Origin of the sequence: Paenibacillus tianmuensis (genome assembly GCF_900100345.1) — a bacterium.
Classification (GTDB): domain Bacteria; phylum Bacillota; class Bacilli; order Paenibacillales; family NBRC-103111; genus Paenibacillus_G; species Paenibacillus_G tianmuensis.
This window is the reverse complement of record NZ_FMTT01000005.1, coordinates 1-22,554: the sequence shown is the minus strand read 5'-3', so window position 1 is coordinate 22,554 and position 22,554 is coordinate 1. Positions and strand designations below refer to the sequence as shown.

Genomic DNA, 22,554 nt, shown 5'->3' with positions numbered 1-22,554 from the left:
ATGAAATGCATTTTTAAGCATCCGTCACCGGCGTTGACTTAGATTCCGAAGTCTTATTTCCGAACAAGCGGCCAAGACGGGTCTTGGTATTGTAGATCATTTCGTACACGACCGGCACAACAATCAGCGTAAGCACAGTCGAGGTGGTCAATCCGCCGATAACGACAACGGCCAAGCCTTTAGAAATGATTGCTCCTTTGGAGAACCCAAGAGCCAGCGGCATCAGGGTAACAATGGTAGCCCCTGCGGTCATAATAATCGGACGAAGACGGGATAAGCCCCCTAGCACAAGGGAGTCGCGTACGGACTTTCCTTCTTCCTCCAACTGCTGCACGCGTTCAATAAGAACGATCGCATTAGTAACCACGACACCAATCAGCATCAGGAACCCGATCAATGAGGTAAGGTTGAGCGATTCCCCGGTAAGGATCAACCCAAGCAAGCCTCCGATCGCCGCAAGCGGAAGGGAGAACAAAATCGCGAACGGCGCACTAGCGTTTCCGAAAGTCAGAACCAAGAGCAGATAGACAACAAAGACGGAGCCGATCATAGCTACGAACATTTCTGAGAAGTTTTTCTGAATGTCATCAGCTGCCCCTTTGACTTCAACACGAACTCCCGACGGAAGCTCCACGGATTTCAACATCTCGGTCGCTTTTTCACTAACGCCGCCCGCGTCCCTGGATTCGATCTTCGCCGTTACCTCTACGTATTGAACCTGCTGATTCCGCGTAATCTCCGCCGGAGCTGCAATTTGCCGAAGCTTCGCTACCTCATTTAGCTTGACGGTTGTCCCTGACGGAGTCTTGATCAGGAAATTCCCGATCTTGTCGATGGAGTTTTTGAAGCTCTTGTCTAGCATGATCTTGGTGGAGAATGTCGTATTATCGAATTTCAGGTCTCCGATCTTTTCCTCTCTCAGCCAAGAATTCACGGTTCCGACGATTTCTCCGGACGACAAATTGTATAGTCTGGCCTTATTTTGATCTACGGCGACTTCCACTTCGGTCTTCGATTCACTCAAGCTGTCTTTAATATCGCGGAGTTCCGGAATTTCTTTGAGCTTCTCCTTCACCAACTTGGCGCCCTGACTAAGTAAATTCAAATCGTCGCCTTTAAGCCTATAGACGAAGGCTGGAGCGGGTCCGGCATCGGCGCCAAGCACCGAGCCCTCTACCTCAGAGCCTTTAGGAAGCAAGTACAGTATTTTATCCTTCGTTTCATTCACCAATTTCTTGGCGTTCGTTCCCTGCGAAGCCGCGCCAAGCATCGAACTTAAATAATCTAGACGATTGTCCGGGGTACCGCTGCCTATAAAAGAGGTCGTATATTCGTAAGCGGGCTCTCCCGCCTCGTTTTTCATTTCGCGCATCATCGCTTCGATTTCCTTCATTTTTAAATCATTGGAAGCAAACGAAGTTTCCCGAGGCATTTTGATATTAAACGAAACTTGTTTATCCGAATTACTGGCAGGCATCATCTCCATCGCCAGGAAAGGAACCGTCCCTGCGATAGTCACAACAAACACCAGCAAGGAAAGCAGCATCGTCTTCATTCGGTTGTTAAGCGACCATTTCAGCACTTTCAAATAAGCGCCTGACACTTTGCCGACTTGCGTTTCGTCGTGAACCTTAATATTTTTGGAACGCAGCACGAGCAGCTTGGCAAGCATCGGTATAACGGTCACGGCTACCAGCAGCGAAGCCAACAAAGCAACGGACAGCGTAATGGCAAACGGACGGAATATATCCCCAATAACACCGCTGACAAAGGCGATCGGAGCGAATACCCCAACGGTTGTAAGCGTGGACGAAGTAATGGCTGATGACACTTGAGCAGTCGCCTTCTTGATGACCGATTCGCCGCGTTCGTGAACCTTCACGAGCTCGCTGTAAATATTCTCGATGACTACGATACTATCGTCCACGACACGCCCGATGGCGATCGTGATCCCGCCCAGCGTCATGATGTTGAGCGAAATGTCCAACGGGGCCATGACGAGCAGTGTGATTAACAAAGATAACGGGATAGAGACCAAAACGATGATGGTCATCCGAACGTTTCTAAGGAAGAGCAGGATCATAATGGAGGCAAGCAGAGCGCCAAGCACTCCTTCTTTAACCATCCCGCTAATGGATTCTTTGATTAAGGTCGATGTAACAAAGAGCGATTTAAACGTAACGTTTGGATATTGCTGCTTCCAATTGGCGATTAAAGCGTCCATTTCGGCAGTTAACTTCACGTCGTTGGCGCCCTTGGCTTTAGAGAGGAAGATTCCGATGGCCGGCTTGCCGTCGAGGCGCGAAAAAAATCTGGACTCGGAAATAGCTTCAACTTTGGCGATATCTTTCAGAAGAAGCGTTTCTCCTCCAGGCGACGTAATCTTCATGCTTTCCAGGTTGTAAATCGTGTCCAGATCGCTCTTTACGCGTACCATCTGACTGTTGCCATTGAAGTCAACCATTCCGGCGGGGCTCGACAAAATGGCCGACCGGATGCTTTGGGACACATGATCCAGTGTCAGTCCATAGTTGATGATGGCGTTGCTGTTCAACTTTAGTGTCAAAAGCGCATCCTTATTGCCGAAGCTGTCAACGCGGTTAACGCCTTTAATATTGGAAAAGCCCGGCTTGATGATATCCTTAAAGATTTTATCCAGTTCCTGTTGGCTCATATCGTTCTCGCCGTACACCGAGAGATAGGAAATAATCTTCGCGTCGGCTCCTGTGGTCTGAGCCTTCGGTTTTTCCGCGCCTTGGGGCAGCTTAACGTCCGCAAGCAAGCTTTCGATTTCCCTTTTGGCATCCTCGATTTTTTTCCCTTGCTGTAATTCAACCGTGATCGAGGAAAGGTTATCGCTGGAGGTTGACGTTAAATTTTTAATGCCGTCCAGCCCGGCCACCGCCTTCTCGATGGGCTTGGTTACCAGTTCCAACACATCCTTGGGAGGAGCCATATACTGGGTCGTAATAAAAATTCTCGGATCCTTGATTTCCGGCATCATCTCCATCTTCACGACGGAAGCCGCATAGGTGCCGCCGATAAACAACATCAGCATCATAATAATTACTGCCGCGATGTTCTTCATCGAAAAATTTGTTAATGATTTCATCTCTCTACTCCTCCATTACGATTGCTGACTACTTAGACGAGGCATTTCCTGTTACCCCTTCATTTTCCACACATCTTTTTTCAGTATAGCTTGGTTCGTTAACGGCTGTAAGGTGAAAAAAGTCATGACATAAAAAATCTAGGCCTCGTCTTTCGTCTAATTGTTCATAGCTGCTCTCTTGATCTGCTCCACTCCTCTTCGATCCCCTCCAATCGCGATAAAAACATTCGGTACATGGCGGAAACTTCCTCAAATCTTCGTTTGGAAACCTCAAAGGACTCTTTTTCGGTCTCATCGATCTGAGACATTCCTTTAAGGGCAAACGACAGTTCTTCGCATTGCTTGGTCATCGATTCGATTTTTTGCTTGGTGGCCCGCATGCTGGTCAGTGTAAAATCGTCGGATAGGTAATAGTAGTCCTTGCGATCGCTTCTCATCGGAACTTTTTGGCACAAGGAGTATTTTTCCAACGCACGAACCTGGACGCTGACGGCCGCTTTCGTCACGCCAAGCTGATCGGCCATTTCCTGCAGGCTGACCGGTTTGGGCGCGAATAAAAGCAGGCCGAATATTTTCCCGACAAGCGGGCTGAATCCTTCCAGCTCAAACGCCCGGGACATTTGTTGGGTGACTGTCCATTTACATTCACCAAACGAGAGATGCGGTTTACTCATTGTCTTCTCCTTAATTTAGTATTAACATCGTTAAGAATGTTGTTAACGTAAATAACATAAATCGTCTTGAAAAACCTGTCAATCCCCCCCATGAACATTTAGCCAATTATTCATAGAAGTAACTGAGTTCCCAACAAAAAACCGCTCCTGCACAGTTTTACGAAACTGATACAGAAACGGTTTCAAAAAAGTGAAAATCTTATTCCGTGGGTTCAAACCAATTGACTTCTCTGGTGGCAATCAATTTCTTTTGCCCTTGGAACGAATCGTAGATATTGAGTTTGAATTTTTTCACATGGCTGATTTTAAATCTCAAGTCCCCATCCCTTGCTTTTATTTCCAAATCCTTATGCTTGCCGACGATGAATTTTTCCTTCGGATCAAGCTGACCGTTGGCCGCGCCCTGTTTATCAGACATTTCCCCGTCGAAGTCTTTGAAATTAAATTCTCCATTGAATCTAATTTTTTGGTCATCGTCATCAAGCTCAACGATCAGTTTACGTCCGTCCATGTTCGTGGTAATCATCAAATCTTTGATCAACTCGTAGTTAAATTTGAGTTTTGCGCCTTCGTTATCGATTGAAGTGCGAATATTGCTAAGCGATAGCTGGTAAGGTACGAGATCTAAATTTTTGAAGTCATTCTTGAGCGTAAAATTTTCTTGCGGCAGCCAATACGCTACCGCGTTGACATAAGCATCCGGTTTTTTATCTGCTTCGGTCAATTTGCCTTCAGTAACGGCTTCTCCGATGATCACGTTCATACCGGAAGTCGGGAAACCTCTGGAAATATGGGTCGAAAGCAGGAATAGCGCCTTTCCGTCGGGATTGACTTTCGACTTGATTTCCGAAATAGTCGCAGGATAATATCTTCCCTGGGCTGTCTTGAAATAACCTACCAGCTTCGAGATGTCCGATACTCTTGTTTCCAAATTGCCTACTTCGAGAAGGGCGGTAAACGTATCGGCCGTTTCTCCTGGATATGTGGTGACAGAGCGCACCTTGTAGCTTACGCTGCGACCCACATTGTTCGCTTTATAGGTTTCACCGAAGTTATTATAAGGAATATTCATCATCTCCGAGCGGTGTACGAATTCAAGCAAATCGCTCGCCGCCGTCTGCTGGTCTGTCTTTCCATCACCGCCACTGCTGCCCGTTTTCTCCTGCAACACAAACTTAACCTTGCCGAATTGCGACGCGTAAGGAATTTTACCGATAAGTTGGAATTGTGCTTCCGCATTCGGGGCCAGACCGATAACATTGTCCGTCCGGACCAGCTTCGCTTCCACCTTCACGTTGTCATCCAGCTTGAAGTACCCTGTCAGATCCGGAATCGGTAGCGCCTCCGGGCCTTTGTTGGAAAGCGTAAATCCTGCGGTCAAAATATCCTCGTCCTGCCAAGGCAGACGTTGGACCGTATTCAGCTTAGTCGAGTAAGTACCCGATTTGATCGTGAAGCTAAAAGCTTTGCCTGTATCCACCCCGTCCTTATCCGATACGGCTGGTAAAGCGAAGAAGGCAATCGGCAGATTCCGCTTCAAATCCTGCGCGTCTTGAACGATCACAAGCTGCCAGCCTTCCCTTGAGACGGAAAGGGGAACGGAGCCCGTAAGATCGATGTCCTTGTTCGTTTGCGGATTGAGGGTCAAATCTTTTACCCCCTTGGCGTCAAGCGGATACATATACCCTTCGCTTGTGCGAAGCAAATATTGATATCCGGGCACCGCTACGCTCTTCGAGCCTACGTTTTCCAGATTAAGCACGATGGTCGGAGTATAGTTTTTCTCGTTCTTGCTAATCAACACTTTTTTGATGCTGGCTTTGACCGGATTGCTTGCCATTTGAATCGTATGTGCTTTACCGGCCGGCGTAACGACCGAATAGTTGTCGGGAACGCTCACCTCTCCGATTTTTCGCTTAAAACCCGCCTCCGGCATGCTAAAGTCCCATTTGATAACTTCAAAAATAAGATCCTTCAAATCCGTCGATTCGTTCACCGTTACGTAAAAGCTGATGTCTTGGCTCGATTTGGCTGGGATGCGGTTTTTATCCTTGTCCTGCGGCAGGACGCGAACGGAAATTTGGTTGCCGGTCTTCGTCCTCAGCTGCGGCCAGTAGTCGATGAACTGCAGGTCGGTCGTCCCTCCGTTGTGAACCCCTACGGTGAACGTCACGGTTTTGTTGCCTTGCTCCGGCATCATGACCACATTTTTAAGCTCGAAATAGCTGTTCGCGTTAAGAGCTACCTTTCCGATCTCCGGAGCGGTCCCAGTTGAGATGGTCGCCGTTGTTCCCGAAGGCGGGTTCGTGCCGCCGCTCTCCGCCGCAAAGGCGGGGAGCGCGGACCCAAAGGCAAGTACGGCTGCCAGCAGAACTATGCAAGTTTTATATCGTTTGCGTTTGGAATTCATCTTGTTGTTCCTCCTTGTTGAGTTTCACTCCGAGCGTACTGCCCGCATTCTTGCTGAGAAGGGACATCTTATCCCCCCTGCATCATCGAATCAAACTGAGCATTCGGATTCTCTTTAATTTTTTGCAGCATCGCATCGCCTTCCGTCTGCCATTGCTTGAGCCCATCGCGCACTTGCAGCTTATTCTCGGCGACTTGCTGGAATTTTTGGGAGCCTAGGCGCTCCACTTCGTACAAGCCCGGTTTTTCACGATAAATCTTGTAGTCCCGGCTTGGCGCAGGAAGCAGCGTCGTGAACGCTTTGATATTGAGCTCCGCACCGTCCTTCGGCTTGATGTATTTTTGACGCGACACCAAATTATGGGTGCTGCTCCCTTTTAGCTTGGCCCATTCCTCGCTGTTGATAAATTTGATAAATTTCCAGGCGTCCTCGGCGTTCTGGGCCTTGGCGTTAATGCCCATCAGACCATCCACACTAATGTTGCCGCCGTATTCCGGCGCTTCCTGATGCACAGGCACCGTAACGACATCCCAATCGAACGGGGTAAGGCCTTTGATATTCGCCGCATTTTTCATGACGTTCGTATACTGGTCAATTTGATAGTAGTTGATGATAGACATCCCTACACGGCCGGATAAGAAATCGTCGTCCATGAACGGGCTGTAGTCTTCGTTAGGTCCAGAATTGCGCCGTTTGGAGAAGTCGACCGGCTCAGGCAAAATTTTCTCAGTTTTCAGTTGCAGCAGCGTTTTCCACACTTTTTCCCATTGATCGGAATCGACGGTCATCTTCTCGCCTTTATCGTCAAAGGTTTTGAGGTCAAGCGGCGCCGTATACATTTGTGTCGCATAGTAAAAGTCACTACCCATGTTGTACGTCGAGAACGAGAAGCCGTACTTACGGTTCTCCCCTTCCCCTTTCGCCAATCTGCGGGCCAGATCGAACATTTGATCCCATGTCATCTTGTCGGTCGGGTACTGAACCCCGGCTTCATCGAATATTTTTTTATTGTAAATAAGTGCGGAGGAATTGAAGGTCGGCGCCAGCGCATAAATTTTGCCGTCACCCGCCTTTTTAATGCCCTCGATGACTGCAGGAACGATATCGGACGTATCGAATTTATCTTTCGCGATGTCCTGATCGAGCTGCTTCAGCATATTGTTGCTGATCAGCTCCGGCAGCTGCTCGTAGCCAACCATCACGACATCGGGCGGACTATCGCCCGTCATCACTTCTTTGAGCTTATCCATCGGATCTTTCGGCTTTTCTTTCGGATCCGGCCGGCCGCCATACATGTAACGGTCATCCGTTGTCGAGATGAATTCAAGCTTAATGTTCGGATTCGTGAATTCGAACAATTCGGTGAAGCGTTGGCGGAAATACTCATCGTTGCCATGTCCCGCGGTTGCGATTCGAAGCACTTTCTCGGTTTTGCTGTCCCCGCTGCCGGATTTCGTGCAGGCAACCAGTGTCGGCGCCATCAAGCCGACGCAGAGCGAAACGGCTACCGTCTTCTTAACATATTTTTGCATGTTCAGGATCCCCCCTGCATCATCGAATCAAACTGAGCATTCGGATTCTCTTTAATTTTTTGCAGCATCGCATCGCCTTCCGTTTGCCATTGCTTGAGCGCATCGCGCACTTGCAGTTTATTCTCGGCGACTTGCTGGAATTTTTGGGAGCCTAGGCGCTCCACTCCGTACAAGCCCGGTTTTTCACGATAAATCTTGTAGCCCCGGCTTGGCGCAGGAAGCAGCGTCGTGAACGCTTTGATATTCAGCTCCGTACCGTCCTTCGGCTTGATGTATTTTTGACGCGATACCAAATTGTAGGTGCTGCTGCCTTTCAGCCGGGCCCATTCCTCACTGTTGATAAATTTGATGAATTTCCAGGCGTCCTCGGGGTCTTGGGCCTTAGCGTTAATGCCCATCAGACCGTCCAGACCGATGTTGCCGCCGTATTCCGGCGCTTCCTGATGCACAGGCACCGTAACGACATCCCAATCGAACGGAGTTAAGCCTTTGATATTCGCCGCATTTTTCATGACGTTCCTATACTGGTCAAGTTGATAGTAGTTGATGATAGACATCGCTACACGGCCGGATAAGAAATCGTCGTCCATGAACGGGTTGTAGTCTTCGTTAGATCCAGGATTGCGCTGTTTGGAGAAGTCGATCGGCTCAGGCAAAATTTTCTCGGTTTTCAGCTGCAGCAGCGTTTTCCACACTTTTTCCCATTGATCGGAATCGACGGTCATCTTCTCGCCTTTATCGTCAAAGGTTTTGAGGTCAAGCGGCGCCGTATACATTTGTGTCGCATAGTAAAAGTCACTACCCATGTTGTGCGTCGAGAACGAGAAGCCGTACTTACGGTTTTCCCCTTCCCCTTTCGCCAATCTGCGGGCCAGATCGAACATTTGATCCCAGGTCAACTTGTCGGTCGGATACTGAACTCCGGCTTCGTCGAATATTTTTTTATTGTAAATAAGTGCGGAGGAATTGAAGGTCGGCGCCAGCGCATAAATTTTACCGTCGCCCGCTTTTTTAATGCCCTCGATGACTGCAGGAACGATATCGGACGTATCGAATTTATCTTTCGCGATGTCCTGATCGAGCTGCTTCAGCATATTGTTGCTGATCAAATCCGGCAGCTGCTCATAGCCAACCATCACGACATCGGGCGGATTATCGCCCGTCATCACTTCTTTGAGCTTATCCATCGGATCTTTCGGCTTTTCTTTCGGATCTGGCCGGCCGCCATACATGTAACGGTCATCCGATGTCGAGATAAGTTCAAGCTTAATGTTCGGATTCGCGAATTCGAACAATTCGGTGAAGCGTTGGCGGAAATACTCATCGTTGCCATATCCCGTGGTGGTTGCGATTCGAAGCACTTTCTCACTTTTGCTGTCCCCGCTGCCGGATTTTGTGCAGGCAACCAGTGTTGGCGCCATCAAGCCGACGCAGAGCGAAACGGCTACCGTCTTCTTAACATATTTCTGCATGTTCAGGATCCCCCCAGATTGGTTTTTATGTATGATCTAGGTAGTTAACGTCGACGCCAATAAGCTGGCGCTTAACGACAGCAGCACCGTTCTCCTGGCGCACTTGTTCATGTTTCAGATCCTCATCGGGAAATATGGTTCTCTCAGCTGCCCGCAATCCTTCGTGCTAATCCAGCGACTTCGGCGTACGTATAATAATTTTCTCACCGTCGAATTCCATCGATGCCTTTCCTTCGATCCCGAGCGCCTGCAAATACGCCCTTGGAATTTGAAGCCGTCCCGCCCGGTCGAGCACGACATATTCTTCATGAACATCGTGAATCGATCCGTGCGATGCCGCCGCTTCGCCTTCGGCGTCCAGGTCCGGGTTGCGTTTGACGAATTCGGTGCTCGTCATCCCGTCGCGGATGGCGACGACGCGGTCCACTTTGCCAGCAAGCGCCATATCGTGGGTTACGATAACGATGGTCACGCCAAGCTCGGAATTCAGATGCCGGAAAATGTCCATGATCATATCCGACGTCCGCGTATCGACGGAACCGGTCGGTTCGTCGGCCAGCAGCAAGGACGGTCGATTCGCGAGTGCAATGGCAATCGCCACCCGCTGCTGCTCGCCGCCCGACAGCTGCTGCAGCTTGTTGTTGAACCGCTCTTTGAGGCCGACCCACTCCAGCAGCTGCTTCGCATAGGCGCGGTCGTACTTACCGCCGAGTATCATCGGCATTTCCACATTCTCGAGCGCCGTCAAATAAGGAATAAGGTTACGCGCATTGTTCTGCCAGATGAAGCCGACGGTTTTGCGCTTGTACTGCACCAGCTCATCGTCCGTTATTTTCAGCAGGTTCCATTCGCCTACGCGCACCTGACCGGCGGAGGGGCGGTCCAGCCCCCCCAGAATGTTCAATAACGTCGACTTGCCGCTGCCGCTGTTTCCGATGATCGCCATCATTTCCCCTTGGGCGACGGAAATGTTCAGCCCTGTAAGCGCAACGACCTCGATATCGTCGGTTTTGTATATTTTGACGAGTCCGTCGCAATGAATCACTGCATCATTTCTCCTCTCCCAGCTTCACGGCCTGGTGTACGCGCAGCCTTCTGATATGAAGGAACAACAACCCGGCGCCGGTCAGCATCATAACGGCGATGACGACATACAGCTGATCGGTATCTCTCGCATCGAATATAACGCGGAACGGAGGCACCTGCGTCTTGACGTTGTCCGCGGTTTGCAGGAACGGCAGGAACAAATAGCTCGTCAGTTTGCCGATGCCGAGACCGAGTCCAATGGCCAGACCGGCGGTAAACAGCTGCTCGAGCAGCAGCATGCCCGTAAGCTGTCGTCGCGACAGCCCCATGGCGCGCAGCACGCCGAACTGAACGACCCTGCTGGACAAGTTGAAAAACCAGTATAAGATGTAGCCGATCAACGAGACAAGAACGGATACGAGAAAGCCGAGGCTCAAGATGCCGAACACGCCGCCGCGCGCCGGATGCTTTTTCTGCGTGATCAGTTCGTTGCGGACGTCTTTGACGCTGGCAATGCCGATATTTTTTGCTTTGAGCGCTTCACTGACCGGCGTTACCTTGGCTCCGTCTTTCATTTTCATCCATACATCATAAGGTGTAACAGGCGCTTGATCGTACACATAGTCGAGGTTAGCGATAAAAAACGGCGTCTGATCCGGATACTGGCTCGGCCAATAAGGCACGGTAGCTACCACGATAAACTCGACCGGCTGGCTGGAAACCGAAATGCTGATCAAATCCCCCGACTTGATATGATGTTTATCGGCAAAAGAGGTCGGGATGATGACCGCCTGCTCGTATTGCCCCAACAAATTCAAGTAGTTGTAGGGATGCGTTTTGTACAAGTCTTTGCGGAACCAGGCTACCTTGGCGAAATCGACGTTATCGACGCCCATCAGCATGCCCTGTCCGAGTGACTTGCCGGAAACGACCACGTTCCCCTTCGACTGCAGCACGCGTGCTACGTGCTCGACGCCTTCCAGCTCCCGAAACACCTGGAACGGAGGCTCGATGTAACGCAGCTTCGGCGGCGGGCCTTCCCCCGGACCTCCCGGCTGACCGCCTCCTCCCTGACCGGGATTCTTGCCTCCGGCTCCGCCTTTCCCCTGTCCTTGGCCTTGCCCGCCCTTGTTCTGGTTGGACGTTGACGGCAGATCTTCGGCTACGGAGGTCCATTCCGCTCTCATAATAACATCGGTACCGTAGGCATAAAGCACCCGCTCGGTCGAGTTCAAATCGATCGTCCGAGCCGCAGAAGCGTTGTAGATCCCGAGCCCGAGCGTCAAAATGAGCAGCAGCATCAGTGGATAGTACGCCGTAGACGAACGCGAGAGCTGGGTCAGCGTCAGATAGACGGGAACCGGAAGCAGCCTTTTGCCCAGCCAATTGCCAAAGCGAAGCAGCCACGGGAAAATGCGCAGGAAAAACAGTCCAAGCGCAATGATCGACAATGCCGGAATAAAAAACAGCAGCGGGTTCACGCTCAACTGATCGGTCGTAAGCCCGGTTCGGCTGAATAAATCCTGCCGGTCGTGAAACAGGTAATATCCATAGCCCACCAGACCGATCAGCACCACATCCAAAAACCAGCGCTGCCAAAACGGTTTTCGATCCGATCTGGCCAGCTTCTGCTTATAGCTGACGATGGAGGCCTTGGCGTAGACAATGGCCGGAATGATACTGGCCATCAGCGCAATTACGACTGCGCCCACGCCGTACAGCAGCGCTTCGGTCGATACCCCGACAGGTACCGCCTTGCGGTCGACGAACGTCAGGAACCCGCTGGACGAACCTATGCTCTTCGCCATAAACCAGCCGAGCAATGGGCCGATGATCATCGCAACCGCGCCAAGCAGCAGCCCTTCGAGCAAATAAATCCAGATGATTTGATTCGTACTGCCGCCCCGGCTGCGGATCACCGCAATGACGGTGCGCTGGCGGTCGAGCGATTGTCTCGCGTTCATGACGATATAATAGAATACCATGGCGATCATCGGCGCCGCTAATGTAAAGAGAAGCATTTGCAGCTGCAAGCTCTGCACCTTAAATTCCTGCAGCAGCGGGATAAACGAAATATCCACCCTTGTGTTCTTGAGCTTTTGGAACAAGACGATATCCAAACGTTCCAACTTCGTCTGGAGCGAGGACAACTGGCTTGTCTTGATTTCCCGCAAATCAAAGGCATAGTACCAATTGGCCAAGCTAAGCGGGATTTTTTTGCTTTTCAACACATAATCGTTAAAGCCGGCTTCGCTCATAAAAAAGGACGTAAGCAGGCCTTCCATGCCTTGATACCAATACTGATCGGTATCGTTCTTCGGCTTGAACGTTCCCGTCACCTTCACTTTGAGCGGGGCAATGCCGTTTCCGCCGCTGATCGGATAAGTGAAGACATCGCCGATATGCAGGTCGTTGCGGAACATCGCTTCCTCGTGAATAACGGCTTCGATGATTCCGCCCTGCGGCTGCTCGGAGAACCACTGCCCCTGCGCCAGCTCGACTTGATCCTTCAAGCCGTTCTGGGCCATCAGCGTCATCTGCCGGCGCTTGCTCGGATCGACCTTGCTTGTATCCTCGGGCGTAATTTGCGAGCCGCGAATGGAATACGTCCGTACGTATGCCTGATACGGGAACGCAATGTCCTTGGGCAAATCTTCCTTTATGTATTGGTCAACGTCACTGAGCGCATTCAGATCGGCTTTTTCGTTGCCGGACGCTTGATACCGGATCATGACGGCGCCGGCGGAAAGCCCGTTGTTCTTTTCCTCCAGCGATTTCGACACGACGCGCTTGAGCGAGCCGTCGGAATACATCGGGATGCTGGTCGTAAAAGCGACGGCCATAATGAGGCCGACGAGCGTGCTGAGCGTCAGCCAGTGCGTGTTCCACATTTTACGGAATAAAAACCGAAGCATCGCCATTAGCGTCCCACTACTTTCTGCCCTGCCGTGAGACCTTTCACAATCTCTACAGCCGTCGACGTCTGCAATCCGATTTCGACGTCCACTTCGCGCTTGTTGCCTTTATCGTCTACAACCTGCACGTAATTGCGGCCCGCATACGAACGAAGAGCGGCAGGCGGAATCGTAACCGCGTTCTCCTTGCGCTGAGTAATAATTTTCACGCTGAGCGGCGTTCCGTGGGAAAGCCCCTCGGGAAATTGGTCAAGCTGGATCAGCAAATAGTTGTCGATCGAATCCGCCTTTTTTTGCTGGCCTCCACCCTGGCCCCCTCCGTTCCCGTTGTTATTGTTCTCGGCCTTCGGATTCGGAAGCTTCGACACTTTTCCTTTGACCTTGCCCACGCCGTTGATGTCCGCAACGACCTCCATGCCAATGGCTACTTTCGTCAAGCTGTCCGCGCTAATGGTTGCAGCCACCGTAAGCTGAGACAGATCCGCGATTGTGGCGACCGCATCGTAAGCCCTGGCCGTATCCCCTTTTTTCATGTAAACCGAAATAATCGTACCTGCATAAGGGGCCGTCAGCTTGGCGCCGGCAATCGTTTTTTCAAGCGTGGTTACTTCTTCCTTTTTTAATTCAAATTCAATTTTATCCCGTTCCAGCTGCTCGGGGCTTGCCTCGTCGGCTTTGCGCAGCTTTTCGATCATACCTAACTCATCCTGGCGTGTCTGCAGCCGTTTCTGCCGCAATTTGTTCTCCTGCTCCGTGACGTCGAGATCGGCGATCAATTGCCCACTCTCAACCTTGTCTCCGGTTTTGACCAGGAAGGATTTAATGCGCCGGCTGGCATCATCCGTAAAGTATAAGTCTTCTTCTACGGTCGACATCAGCTTCCCGGAGAGAGGAACGTCGAATTCCAGCGTCTCGGTTTTAACCGCATACTCCGGTTTTTTGGACAACTGGGGCGGGGTTATGGCCGGCAGCGCTTCCTCCTCATCCTCCTTTGGCAGCAACGAGCATCCGGACGACAACGCGAGGGATGCGGCGATGCAAACGAGCAGCAATGGCCTGCCCGTTTTTTTAATGACTGATAAATTTTCCATCCACCATTTCGAATACACGGTCGGCAACCTCCATTATTGTCGGATCATGCGTTGTCATGCAAATCGTCATGCGTTCGGTACGGATAATGTCCCGGAATACCGCCATGACTTGTGCGCCCATTTGCGAATCGAGCTCTGCCGTCGGCTCGTCGGCAAGCAGCAGACTGGGCTTGTGCGCGATGGCTTTCGCAATCGCGACACGCTGCTGCTCCCCGCCAGACAGCTCGAACGGACGATGATGCATCCGCTTGCCGAGGCCCACCAGCTCCAGACAATGGGTGACGCGGGGCTTCCACTCCGATCGGGGAACTTTCGCCATTCGCAGTGACAATTCTACGTTTTCCCACGCGGACAAAAGAGGCATTAAAGCAAACGATTGAAAAATAAAGCCGATCTCTTTTCTTCTTATGTACGTCCGCTGGTCGTCACTGCATTCATGGAACGGGTATTCCTTGAACATGATTTGTCCCCGGTTCGGCTGGTCCAGACCGCCGATCATGTTAAGCAGGGTCGTTTTCCCCGAGCCGGACCGGCCTTTCAGCATAACGAGCTGCATCGGATACAGCTCCATATTGATTCCCTTGAGCACATGAAGCTGTTGTCCTCCGACAGGAAATGAACGCTCCACTCCCGTTACGGTAAGGAGCGGGATACTCGTGTCAATGGGTGGTCTGGTATCGACCAGTACACTCGCGCCATCGCTTGCCGCAGCAGCTTCCCCGTCGGCCGAAGCTTCCGTCGCCGCGACGTCGATCTCCTGCGGAGCGGCTGGCACGGCGGCTGCCGCTTCATTCTGCGCTTCATTTTTAGGTTTGCGCAGCCATCGGAACATGTGGCCCCTCCTTCTAACCGTTCTATAATTCTGTAAAATCATGTCACACCTAATATAATAGACGGCACGAATCACAAAAAAGTTACAAAAAAACTACAGTTTTTTAGTTTTAAAATGTTTTTTTACGTTTTTCGACTGACGAAGCAACTCTGGTACTTTATTTCAAGGCCCAAAAGTGCACAGGTCGCAGTAAGCTTGTTCAGTAACGCAAAACAGCCCCGCACGCATTTTTTTGCGTGCAGGGCTGTTTCTTTTTCCCGCTTACCGGGACCGGAACTTCTGTGAGTGCTCCTTCGCCTGCTCAACGGTCGTAATCCGGTTGCGCTGCCATTCCAGCAAGATCCGGTCGATGTACCGGAAATGCAGCTTACCGGCGAACACCGCTTCCTTAAGACCGGCGAGGATAAGCTCCTCCGGATAGCGATCTTTGTCGATCCACCCGGATATCGACTCCAGCTCCATCGGAGTGAGCGGTCGTCCAAATTCGTTTTCGAAAATCGAGAATATATCTTTTCGCTCCGCTTTGCCCGTCCGCTCGGCCTGTTTCTTGGCCGCCAGCTCCGCCTGATACTCCTCGATACGGCACTCCGCGAGCCGGTCCAGCAGCGGCCGCAAGTTATATGCTTCGCTGTGGACTCCCGTAACGGAGTCTTCGATCTCGTCGATCTGCAGCAGTTGTTCCCGGATCAGCTTTTGCAGCACGGCAATCACTTTCTCCTGCGGCAGCGACATGCGGGCTTGAAGCTCTTCCAATGTCGGAAAATCTTTGTTTTCCTTTTGCTTAAACGCCATGACATGAAGAATAAGCATCACATCCGGCTCCAACAGCCCAAGCTGCTTGTAATATTTGAACAGCCAGTAGGGAACGTCGACGTTCCCGTCCTGCCAGCCCGCGAGCAGCACGGACGGCAGCTCTTTCGAATCGTAATCGCTACGTCTCATGCCTACCCTACTTTCCGCTTACAGCTTCGCGAGAATCGCTCCCGCATGCAAACCTTACGGGTACAAGCGGTACAGGAGTCGTGGGAACGGAATCGTCTCGCGAACGTGATCGAGCCCGCAAATCCAAGCGACCGTGCGCTCGAGCCCCAAACCGAAGCCCGAATGCGGCACGGAGCCGTATTTTCGCAGGTCGAGGTACCACTGGTACGCTTCCTTGGACAGCTCGTGCTGCCGGAAGCGCTCTTCCATCAGCTCCGGATCGTCGATCCGTTGGCTGCCTCCGATAATTTCCCCGTAGCCTTCCGGAGCGATCATATCCGCGCAAAGCACGACTTCCGGACGGGCCGGGTCAGGCTTCATATAGAAGGCCTTGATCTCCGTCGGATAATGCGTAATGAACACCGGCTTTTCATATTTCTCGGCGATGGCAGTCTCGTGAGGCGCGCCGAAGTCTTCTCCCCATTCGAATTCGTGCCCGTTCTCTTGAAGAAACCTTACCGCTTCGTCGTACGTAATGCGCGGGAACGGCCCTACGACCTGCTCCAACTTCGTCGTGTCGCGCTCCAGCGTCTCAAGCTCCTTGCGGCAGTTTTGCAGCACCGACTGTACGATGTGAGAGACGAACTGCTCCTGCACTTGAAGATTCTCTTCGTGCGTCACGAACGCCATCTCCGGTTCGATCATCCAGAATTCGATCAAATGCCGGCGCGTCTTCGATTTCTCCGCCCGGAAGGTCGGACCGAACGAGTATACCCGGCCAAGCGCCATCGCCGCTGCTTCCATATACAACTGGCCGCTCTGCGTCAAGTAAGCATCCTCGTCGAAATATTTTGTATGAAACAAATTCGTCGTTCCTTCGCAAGACGAAGGAGTCAAAATCGGCGGATCGACCAAATGGAAGTTGCGCTCGTCGAAAAATTGCTGAATCGCCCGGATAATTTGCGCCCGGATGACCAGAATCGCCCGTTGCCGTGGCGAACGAATCCACAAATGGCGGTGATCCATCAGAAAATCGACGCCGTGCTCCTTGGGCGTGATCGGATAATCGGTTGTGACTTGGATAATTTCGACACCGGTCACCATCAGCTCGAAGCCGCCTTTGCTGCGCGTATCCTCGCGTACCGTGCCGGTGACGTAGAGTGAGCTTTCTTGCGTCAGCTTGCCCGCATCTTCCCACACCTGCTCCGCCACCTCGCTCTTGACGACGACGCCCTGTATAAAGCCAGAGCCGTCCCGCAGCTGCAGGAAACGGATCTTGCCGCTGGAACGGATGTTGTGCAGCCAGCAGCCGATCATCACCGATTCGTCTATATGTTTATTCACATCCCCGATCATACACAGGTTACGGTTCATGAACATTCCTCCGCCTACTTATAAAATTGACCATCGTTCACTAGTTTACATCATTTCGGTCCAAAATCAACCTGTACGTATCCCGGGCGATAACAAGCTCCTCATTGGTCGGGATGACAAGCACCTGTACCCGGGAGCCCGGCGTCGTGATGGCGCGTTCTCCGGATTCGCGCCGTTCGTTCGCCGCTTCGTCCAGCTCCAGGCCGAGAAAGCTGAGATTGCGGCACACCGCGGCCCGCAGCGAAGCGGAGTTTTCCCCGACCCCCGCCGTGAAGACGATGGCGTCCAAGCCGTTCATGGCAGCTGCGTAAGCGCCGATATATTTGCGCAGCCGGTACTCGTACATGTCGAACGCGAGCGCCGCATTGCGGTCTCCCGTTTGCCTTGCTTCGTCAATCTCCCGCATATCGCTGCCGATACCTGAGATGGCAAGCAGCCCGCTGTGCTTGTTCAGCATCGAGTTCACTTCGCTGAGCGTCAGATCCTCCTTGCCCATCGTAAACGGGACAATGGCCGGATCGATATCCCCGCTCCGCGTTCCCATCATGAGCCCTTCCAGCGGCGTCATCCCCATGCTCGTATCGTAGGACCGCCCGTCCATCACCGCGGTGCAGCTCGCTCCGTTCCCGATGTGGCAGGTGATCAGCTTCAGCTCGCGGAGCGGCCGACCGAGGAACGCCGCGGTGCGTTCGCTCACATAAGCATGCGAGGTGCCGTGGAAGCCGTAGCGGCGAATTTTATGCTTCTTATAGAGCACCATCGGGATCGGGTACAAATACGTCACAGGCGGCATCGTTTGGTGAAAAGCCGTGTCGAACACAACGGCCTGCGGCACGTCCGGCATATTCGTTTCGACCGCCTGAATCCCGAGCATATGAGCAGGGTTATGCAGCGGAGCCAGATCGAACAGCCGCTTGATCTCCTGCTTTACCTCATCGCTCACCAGCGCGGAATTGGAAAACGACTCGCCTCCGTGCACGACCCGATGGCCCACTGCGTCGATTTGCTGCGCCGATTCGAGCACCCCGTGGACCGGATGCACCAGGATGTCCAGCACTTTGCGGATCGCCGTCGTGTGCTCCAAAATTTCACTGACCTCGCGCACGTCCTGCTTGCCCTCCGGCTCAAACGTCAAGATCGCGGACTCCATCCCAATCCGCTCCACCTTCCCTTTGGCCAGCACGGATTCGTTCTCCATCTCGTAAAGCTGAAACTTAAGAGAGGAGCTGCCTGCATTAATAACGAGTACGATCATATCCGGTCACCGTCCTTATCGTAGCGGAAAAAGCCATGTCCCGTCTTCGTGCCGAGATGACCGGCCCTTACCATCTGCTTCAGCAGCACCGACGGCCGGTACTTCACATCGCCGAATTCACGGAACATACGTTCCATCGCGGCCAATATCGAATCCAAGCCGAAGCGGTCTGCCATCTCCAGCGGCCCATAATGAAAATCATAGCCGATTCGCATCGCATTATCAATATCGTCCGCGCTGGCTACTCTCTCCGACAACGCGTGCATCGCTTCATTGATCAGCACGCAGATCAGGCGCGTCGTGACAAAGCCCGGCGATTCGTACACCTGAATGCCGCGTTTTTGGATTGTTTCTTCAACGAAGCTCCGGGTCGCTTCGAAGACATCCTCACCCGTTTTCAGCGCCCGAATGATTTCCACCAAATGAATTTTCGATACCGGATATAAAAAATGAAGACCGATGACGCGCTCCGGGTGCTGTGTCTCTGCCGCCAGTTCCGTCAAGCTGAGCGTAGACGTGTTGCTGGCAAGAATGATCGACGGCCGGCATACTTCGTCAAGTGTGCGGAATACTTCTTTTTTAATCTCAAGATCTTCCGAAACCGTTTCGATGACCATATCGCATTCGGCCAAATTGTGAATATGCGTTTCCTTCACGATGCGCGAAAGAATCAATTTTTTCTCAACGGGAGTGATCGCCCATTTCTCCAACTGCTTGTCCAAGCTGATCTCGATTTGCTCCCAGGCCTGCTCCAGCTTTTCAGGCGTCCTTTCGAGCAGCATGACTTCCAATCCTTTGGCAGCCAACATTTCGGCAATGCCTTGACCCATTGTTCCGGCGCCCACGACGCCGATTCTAGAAAAACTCATTTCTGTCTCCCTCCCATCATGCTTCCAGTGATATTATACACAACGCTTTCGACGTTTGAAAAAACATTGATCACACTTTTCACGAAAATCGTCGAAAGTTTTTGAACATTGTATGATAAAATGCGGCCGGACATTAAAAATAAGCCCGACCTTCTCTTTCTTTCAAGAGTCAGGCCGGGCTATTCGTCGCTTATTTGTACGCGAGACGCGCTTGATGCGCCGCTTCGTATGCCGAGATTTTGTCTTCATGCTGCAGCGTCAGACCGATATCGTCGAGACCGAGCAGCAGGAATTGGCGGCGGTGCTCATCCAAATCAAAGTCGATGCTGAGGCCTTGATCGTCGGTGATCCGTTTGTTCTCCAGATCGGCGGTTAGCTTGTAGCCTTCTTTCGCCGCGGTGCGCTGGAACAGCTCCTCGACCTGCTCTTCGCTCAGCTTGATCGGCAGAATGCCGTTCTTGAAGCAGTTGTTGTAGAAAATATCGGCGAACGACGGCGCGATCACGACTTTGAACCCGTAGTCCTGAATGGCCCAAGGCGCATGCTCCCGGGAGGAGCCGCAGCCGAAGTTGGCGCGGGAAATCAGAACGGAGGCACCTTGATAGCGCGGCTGGTTCAGGCTGAACTCCAGAATCGTATGGCCATTCAGGTCAAAACGCCACTCGTAGAACAGAAATTGGCCAAAACCCGAACGCTCGATGCGCTTCAAAAATTGTTTAGGAATAATGGCGTCCGTGTCCACGTTCACGCGGTCCACCGGACCGACCAGGCCGGTATGCAGTTTAAAAGCTTCCATTTCGTTTAACTCCTCGCTTCGATAAAATAATCTTCTTAAGCTTCCTGCTTCACTTTGAATTTCCAATCGCGCACGTCGGTGAAACGGCCTTCGATCGCTGCTGCGACTGCCATTGCCGGAGACACGAGGTGCGTGCGTCCGTCACGGCCTTGTCGGCCTTCGAAGTTCCGGTTCGACGTCGAAGCGCAGCGTTGGCCTGGCTTCAACACGTCCGGGTTCATCGCCAGACACATGCTGCATCCGGCATCGCGCCATTCAAAGCCCGCTTCGATGAAAATTTTATCGAGCCCTTCTTTTTCCGCCTGAATTTTTACCCGGCCCGAGCCCGGCACGACGATCGCCGTCACGTTCGGTGACACCTTGTAGCCTTGAGCCACGGCAGCCGCCGCGCGCAGGTCCTCGATCCGGCCGTTCGTACAGGAACCGATAAATACGTAATCGATCGTAACGTCCGTCATCAGCGTTCCTGGCGTCAAGCCCATGTACTCGATCGCTTTTTCCGCCGCTTTGCGCTCGTTCTCCGTGCTGAAATCCGCCGGATTCGGCACGCGGGACGTCACGTCGGTACCCATGCCCGGGCTGGTGCCCCAGGTGACTTGCGGAATCAGGCTGTCCGCGTCGAAATCGACTACGCGATCGTACACCGCGCCTTCGTCCGTCGTCAGCTGCTTCCACGCCGCTACCGCTTGCTCGAACGCCTCGCCTTGCGGCACATATTCGCGTCCGCGGAGGTAATCGAACGTCGTTTGGTCCGGAGCGATCAAGCCTGCTCTTGCACCCGCTTCGATCGACATGTTGCACACAGTCATGCGCTCTTCCATGGACAAGCTGCGAATCGCATCGCCCGTGTACTCAATCACGTAGCCGGTTGCAAAATCCGTACCGTATTTCGCAATGACGCCAAGAATCAAGTCCTTTGCCGTAACCCCCGGCTTCAGCTTGCCGTTGATGCGCACTTCCAGCGTTTTTGGCTTCGCTTGCTGCAAGCACTGCGTCGCAAGCACGTGCTCCACTTCGCTTGTTCCGATCCCGAATGCTAAAGCTCCGAACGCCCCGTGCGTCGACGTGTGGCTATCGCCGCAGACGATTGTTTTGCCGGGATGCGTCAAACCGAGCTCCGGTCCCATCACGTGGACGACCCCTTGATCGATGCTGTCCAGGTCAAACAGGGTGACGCCAAAATCCGCACAGTTTTTGGAGAGCGTATCGATCTGCTGCTTGGAAATCGGATCGGTGATATTGAAGCGATCCTTCGTCGGCACGTTGTGATCCATCGTCGCGAACGTCAAGTCCGGACGGCGAACCTTACGGCCGCTGATGCGAAGACCTTCAAACGCTTGCGGCGAAGTCACTTCATGGACCAGTTGAAGGTCGATATAAATGATGCTCGGCTTGCCCAGCTCCGAATGAATGACGTGATTGTCCCAAATTTTTTCGAACATTGTTTTTGCCATCGGTTCCACCTCGGTATCTGAATGATGCTCCTAATGTCACCTATCGTATCACGTCTATCTTCATTGATCCAAGATATAATATCTATAGCCTTCATAGGTTTTCGCTATGAGCTAAATCAAAAAACGGCCGGAGCTCTTCCCCCTCCCGCTGCATAAATGAAGGGCGGACTGGACAACCTTTCAACGAAAGTAAAAGTAAGGGAGCAGGGATGCATAAGCAAGCTGCTTTATTTTTGGGGACCATCGGACCGCCTATCATTGGGGATTGTCCTGGCCAGGGCTTGCCTTTATCGCCGTCGTCACGGCTGTCGTTGAATTCGGGTACCACCTGCTGCTCCAAAGATGAGACGTCCGTTGATATTCCTGATCATACCCCTAGGAGGACTGTACAATGACCGATACGCCTCGCCCGGCAAATGCGGCTCCTGTAGAGGAGCCCGCACCCGGCAAAGTAAAGCTGGTCGCCGAAATGCCCGGAGACGAAGAGATGCGCGAGCATTTGGAAGAAATGAAACGGAACGACGGGTATCCCGGCTCTTGCGGGACTTGATGCTTCCCAGCCGAAAAAATGCGGCTGCTTGCGCGTGTCAGCTAATATTCCGTTCTGCCCTGGAAGAAGGAGCCTCCCGCTCTTTCTTCCTTTTTTACTTGCAAACGGGGAGTACCGCACGCCAGCTCTTTTATTCTTATAGCAAATACGTTACGATTCATTCATAGGTATTCTTTTTGAACACTCCCACCACCTGCGCTAATGGCGCTGAGGTGGGGGATTCTTGCGAACAGAGAAGCATCCTTCTCTTCTTGAGCAAGCGATCCCTGCG

At 52.2% G+C, this 22,554-nt stretch carries 15 protein-coding genes and 1 pseudogene; 1 reads left to right on the top strand and 15 read right to left on the bottom strand.

Going from position 1 to position 22,554, the window contains the following annotated elements; all coding sequences use genetic code 11:
• Positions 1 to 13 precede the first annotated feature (13 nt).
• From BLO51_RS04850 to leuC, 15 genes and pseudogenes are all read right to left on the bottom strand, one after another.
• Positions 14 to 3,112: an efflux RND transporter permease subunit gene (locus BLO51_RS04850; RefSeq protein ID WP_090667638.1), complete on the bottom strand. Its 3,099-nt coding sequence runs from the start codon at positions 3,110 to 3,112 to the stop codon at positions 14 to 16.
• 164 nt (positions 3,113 to 3,276) lie between these two features.
• The gene (locus tag BLO51_RS04845) at positions 3,277 to 3,732 is read right to left on the bottom strand and encodes a GbsR/MarR family transcriptional regulator (RefSeq protein ID WP_245719534.1); all 456 of its coding nucleotides are present in this window, start codon (positions 3,730 to 3,732) and stop codon (positions 3,277 to 3,279) included.
• Positions 3,733 to 3,985: 253 nt separating this feature from the next.
• Complete coding sequence (locus BLO51_RS04840) at positions 3,986 to 6,196, bottom strand: hypothetical protein (RefSeq protein ID WP_090667632.1); 2,211 nt, start codon at positions 6,194 to 6,196, stop codon at positions 3,986 to 3,988.
• A 68-nt stretch (positions 6,197 to 6,264) separates the two neighbouring features.
• Positions 6,265 to 7,728, bottom strand: a complete 1,464-nt coding sequence (locus tag BLO51_RS04835; protein WP_090667629.1) for an ABC transporter substrate-binding protein — start codon at positions 7,726 to 7,728, stop codon at positions 6,265 to 6,267.
• Positions 7,729 to 7,730: 2 nt separating this feature from the next.
• Complete coding sequence (locus tag BLO51_RS04830; protein ID WP_090667627.1) at positions 7,731 to 9,200, bottom strand: ABC transporter substrate-binding protein; 1,470 nt, start codon at positions 9,198 to 9,200, stop codon at positions 7,731 to 7,733.
• Positions 9,201 to 9,366: 166 nt separating this feature from the next.
• A complete protein-coding gene (locus BLO51_RS04825) occupies positions 9,367 to 10,245 on the bottom strand; it encodes an ABC transporter ATP-binding protein (protein ID WP_090667624.1) in 879 nt (292 codons plus the stop codon).
• A gap of 4 nt (positions 10,246 to 10,249) precedes the next feature.
• Positions 10,250 to 13,147 carry an ABC transporter permease gene (locus BLO51_RS04820; protein WP_090667621.1) on the bottom strand — a complete coding sequence of 966 codons (2,898 nt, stop codon included), beginning with the start codon at positions 13,145 to 13,147 and terminating at the stop codon, positions 10,250 to 10,252.
• On the bottom strand, positions 13,147 to 14,250 hold the full coding sequence (locus BLO51_RS04815) for an efflux RND transporter periplasmic adaptor subunit (protein ID WP_342672329.1): 1,104 nt from the start codon (positions 14,248 to 14,250) through the stop codon (positions 13,147 to 13,149). Before BLO51_RS04815 ends, BLO51_RS04820 begins: the two co-directional genes overlap by 1 nt.
• Positions 14,210 to 15,064 (bottom strand): ABC transporter ATP-binding protein, encoded by an 855-nt coding sequence (locus BLO51_RS04810; RefSeq protein ID WP_090667617.1) that lies wholly within the window; start codon positions 15,062 to 15,064, stop codon positions 14,210 to 14,212. Before BLO51_RS04810 ends, BLO51_RS04815 begins: the two co-directional genes overlap by 41 nt.
• 261 nt (positions 15,065 to 15,325) lie before the next feature.
• Positions 15,326 to 16,006, bottom strand: a complete 681-nt coding sequence (locus tag BLO51_RS04805) for a DnaD domain-containing protein (protein WP_090667614.1) — start codon at positions 16,004 to 16,006, stop codon at positions 15,326 to 15,328.
• A 54-nt stretch (positions 16,007 to 16,060) separates the two neighbouring features.
• Positions 16,061 to 17,359, bottom strand: coding sequence for an asparagine--tRNA ligase (gene asnS / locus BLO51_RS04800; RefSeq protein ID WP_090667611.1), 1,299 nt, complete (start codon positions 17,357 to 17,359; stop codon positions 16,061 to 16,063).
• Positions 17,360 to 17,399: 40 nt separating this feature from the next.
• Complete coding sequence (locus BLO51_RS04795) at positions 17,400 to 18,614, bottom strand: acetate/propionate family kinase (protein ID WP_090667608.1); 1,215 nt, start codon at positions 18,612 to 18,614, stop codon at positions 17,400 to 17,402.
• Positions 18,611 to 19,498: pseudogene (locus BLO51_RS04790) on the bottom strand (3-hydroxyacyl-CoA dehydrogenase family protein); the annotation flags it as partial. The gene BLO51_RS04795 and the pseudogene BLO51_RS04790, both read right to left, overlap by 4 nt.
• 175 nt (positions 19,499 to 19,673) lie before the next feature.
• Positions 19,674 to 20,279, bottom strand: coding sequence for a 3-isopropylmalate dehydratase small subunit (gene leuD, locus BLO51_RS04785; protein WP_090667601.1), 606 nt, complete (start codon positions 20,277 to 20,279; stop codon positions 19,674 to 19,676).
• Positions 20,280 to 20,314: 35 nt separating this feature from the next.
• Positions 20,315 to 21,733, bottom strand: a complete 1,419-nt coding sequence (gene leuC / locus BLO51_RS04780) for a 3-isopropylmalate dehydratase large subunit (protein WP_090667598.1) — start codon at positions 21,731 to 21,733, stop codon at positions 20,315 to 20,317.
• A 391-nt stretch (positions 21,734 to 22,124) separates the two neighbouring features.
• Between leuC and BLO51_RS29065 the strand changes: the two genes are divergently transcribed.
• Positions 22,125 to 22,283: a hypothetical protein gene (locus BLO51_RS29065; protein WP_167670105.1), complete on the top strand. Its 159-nt coding sequence runs from the start codon at positions 22,125 to 22,127 to the stop codon at positions 22,281 to 22,283.
• The last annotated feature ends 271 nt before the right edge of the window (positions 22,284 to 22,554 follow it).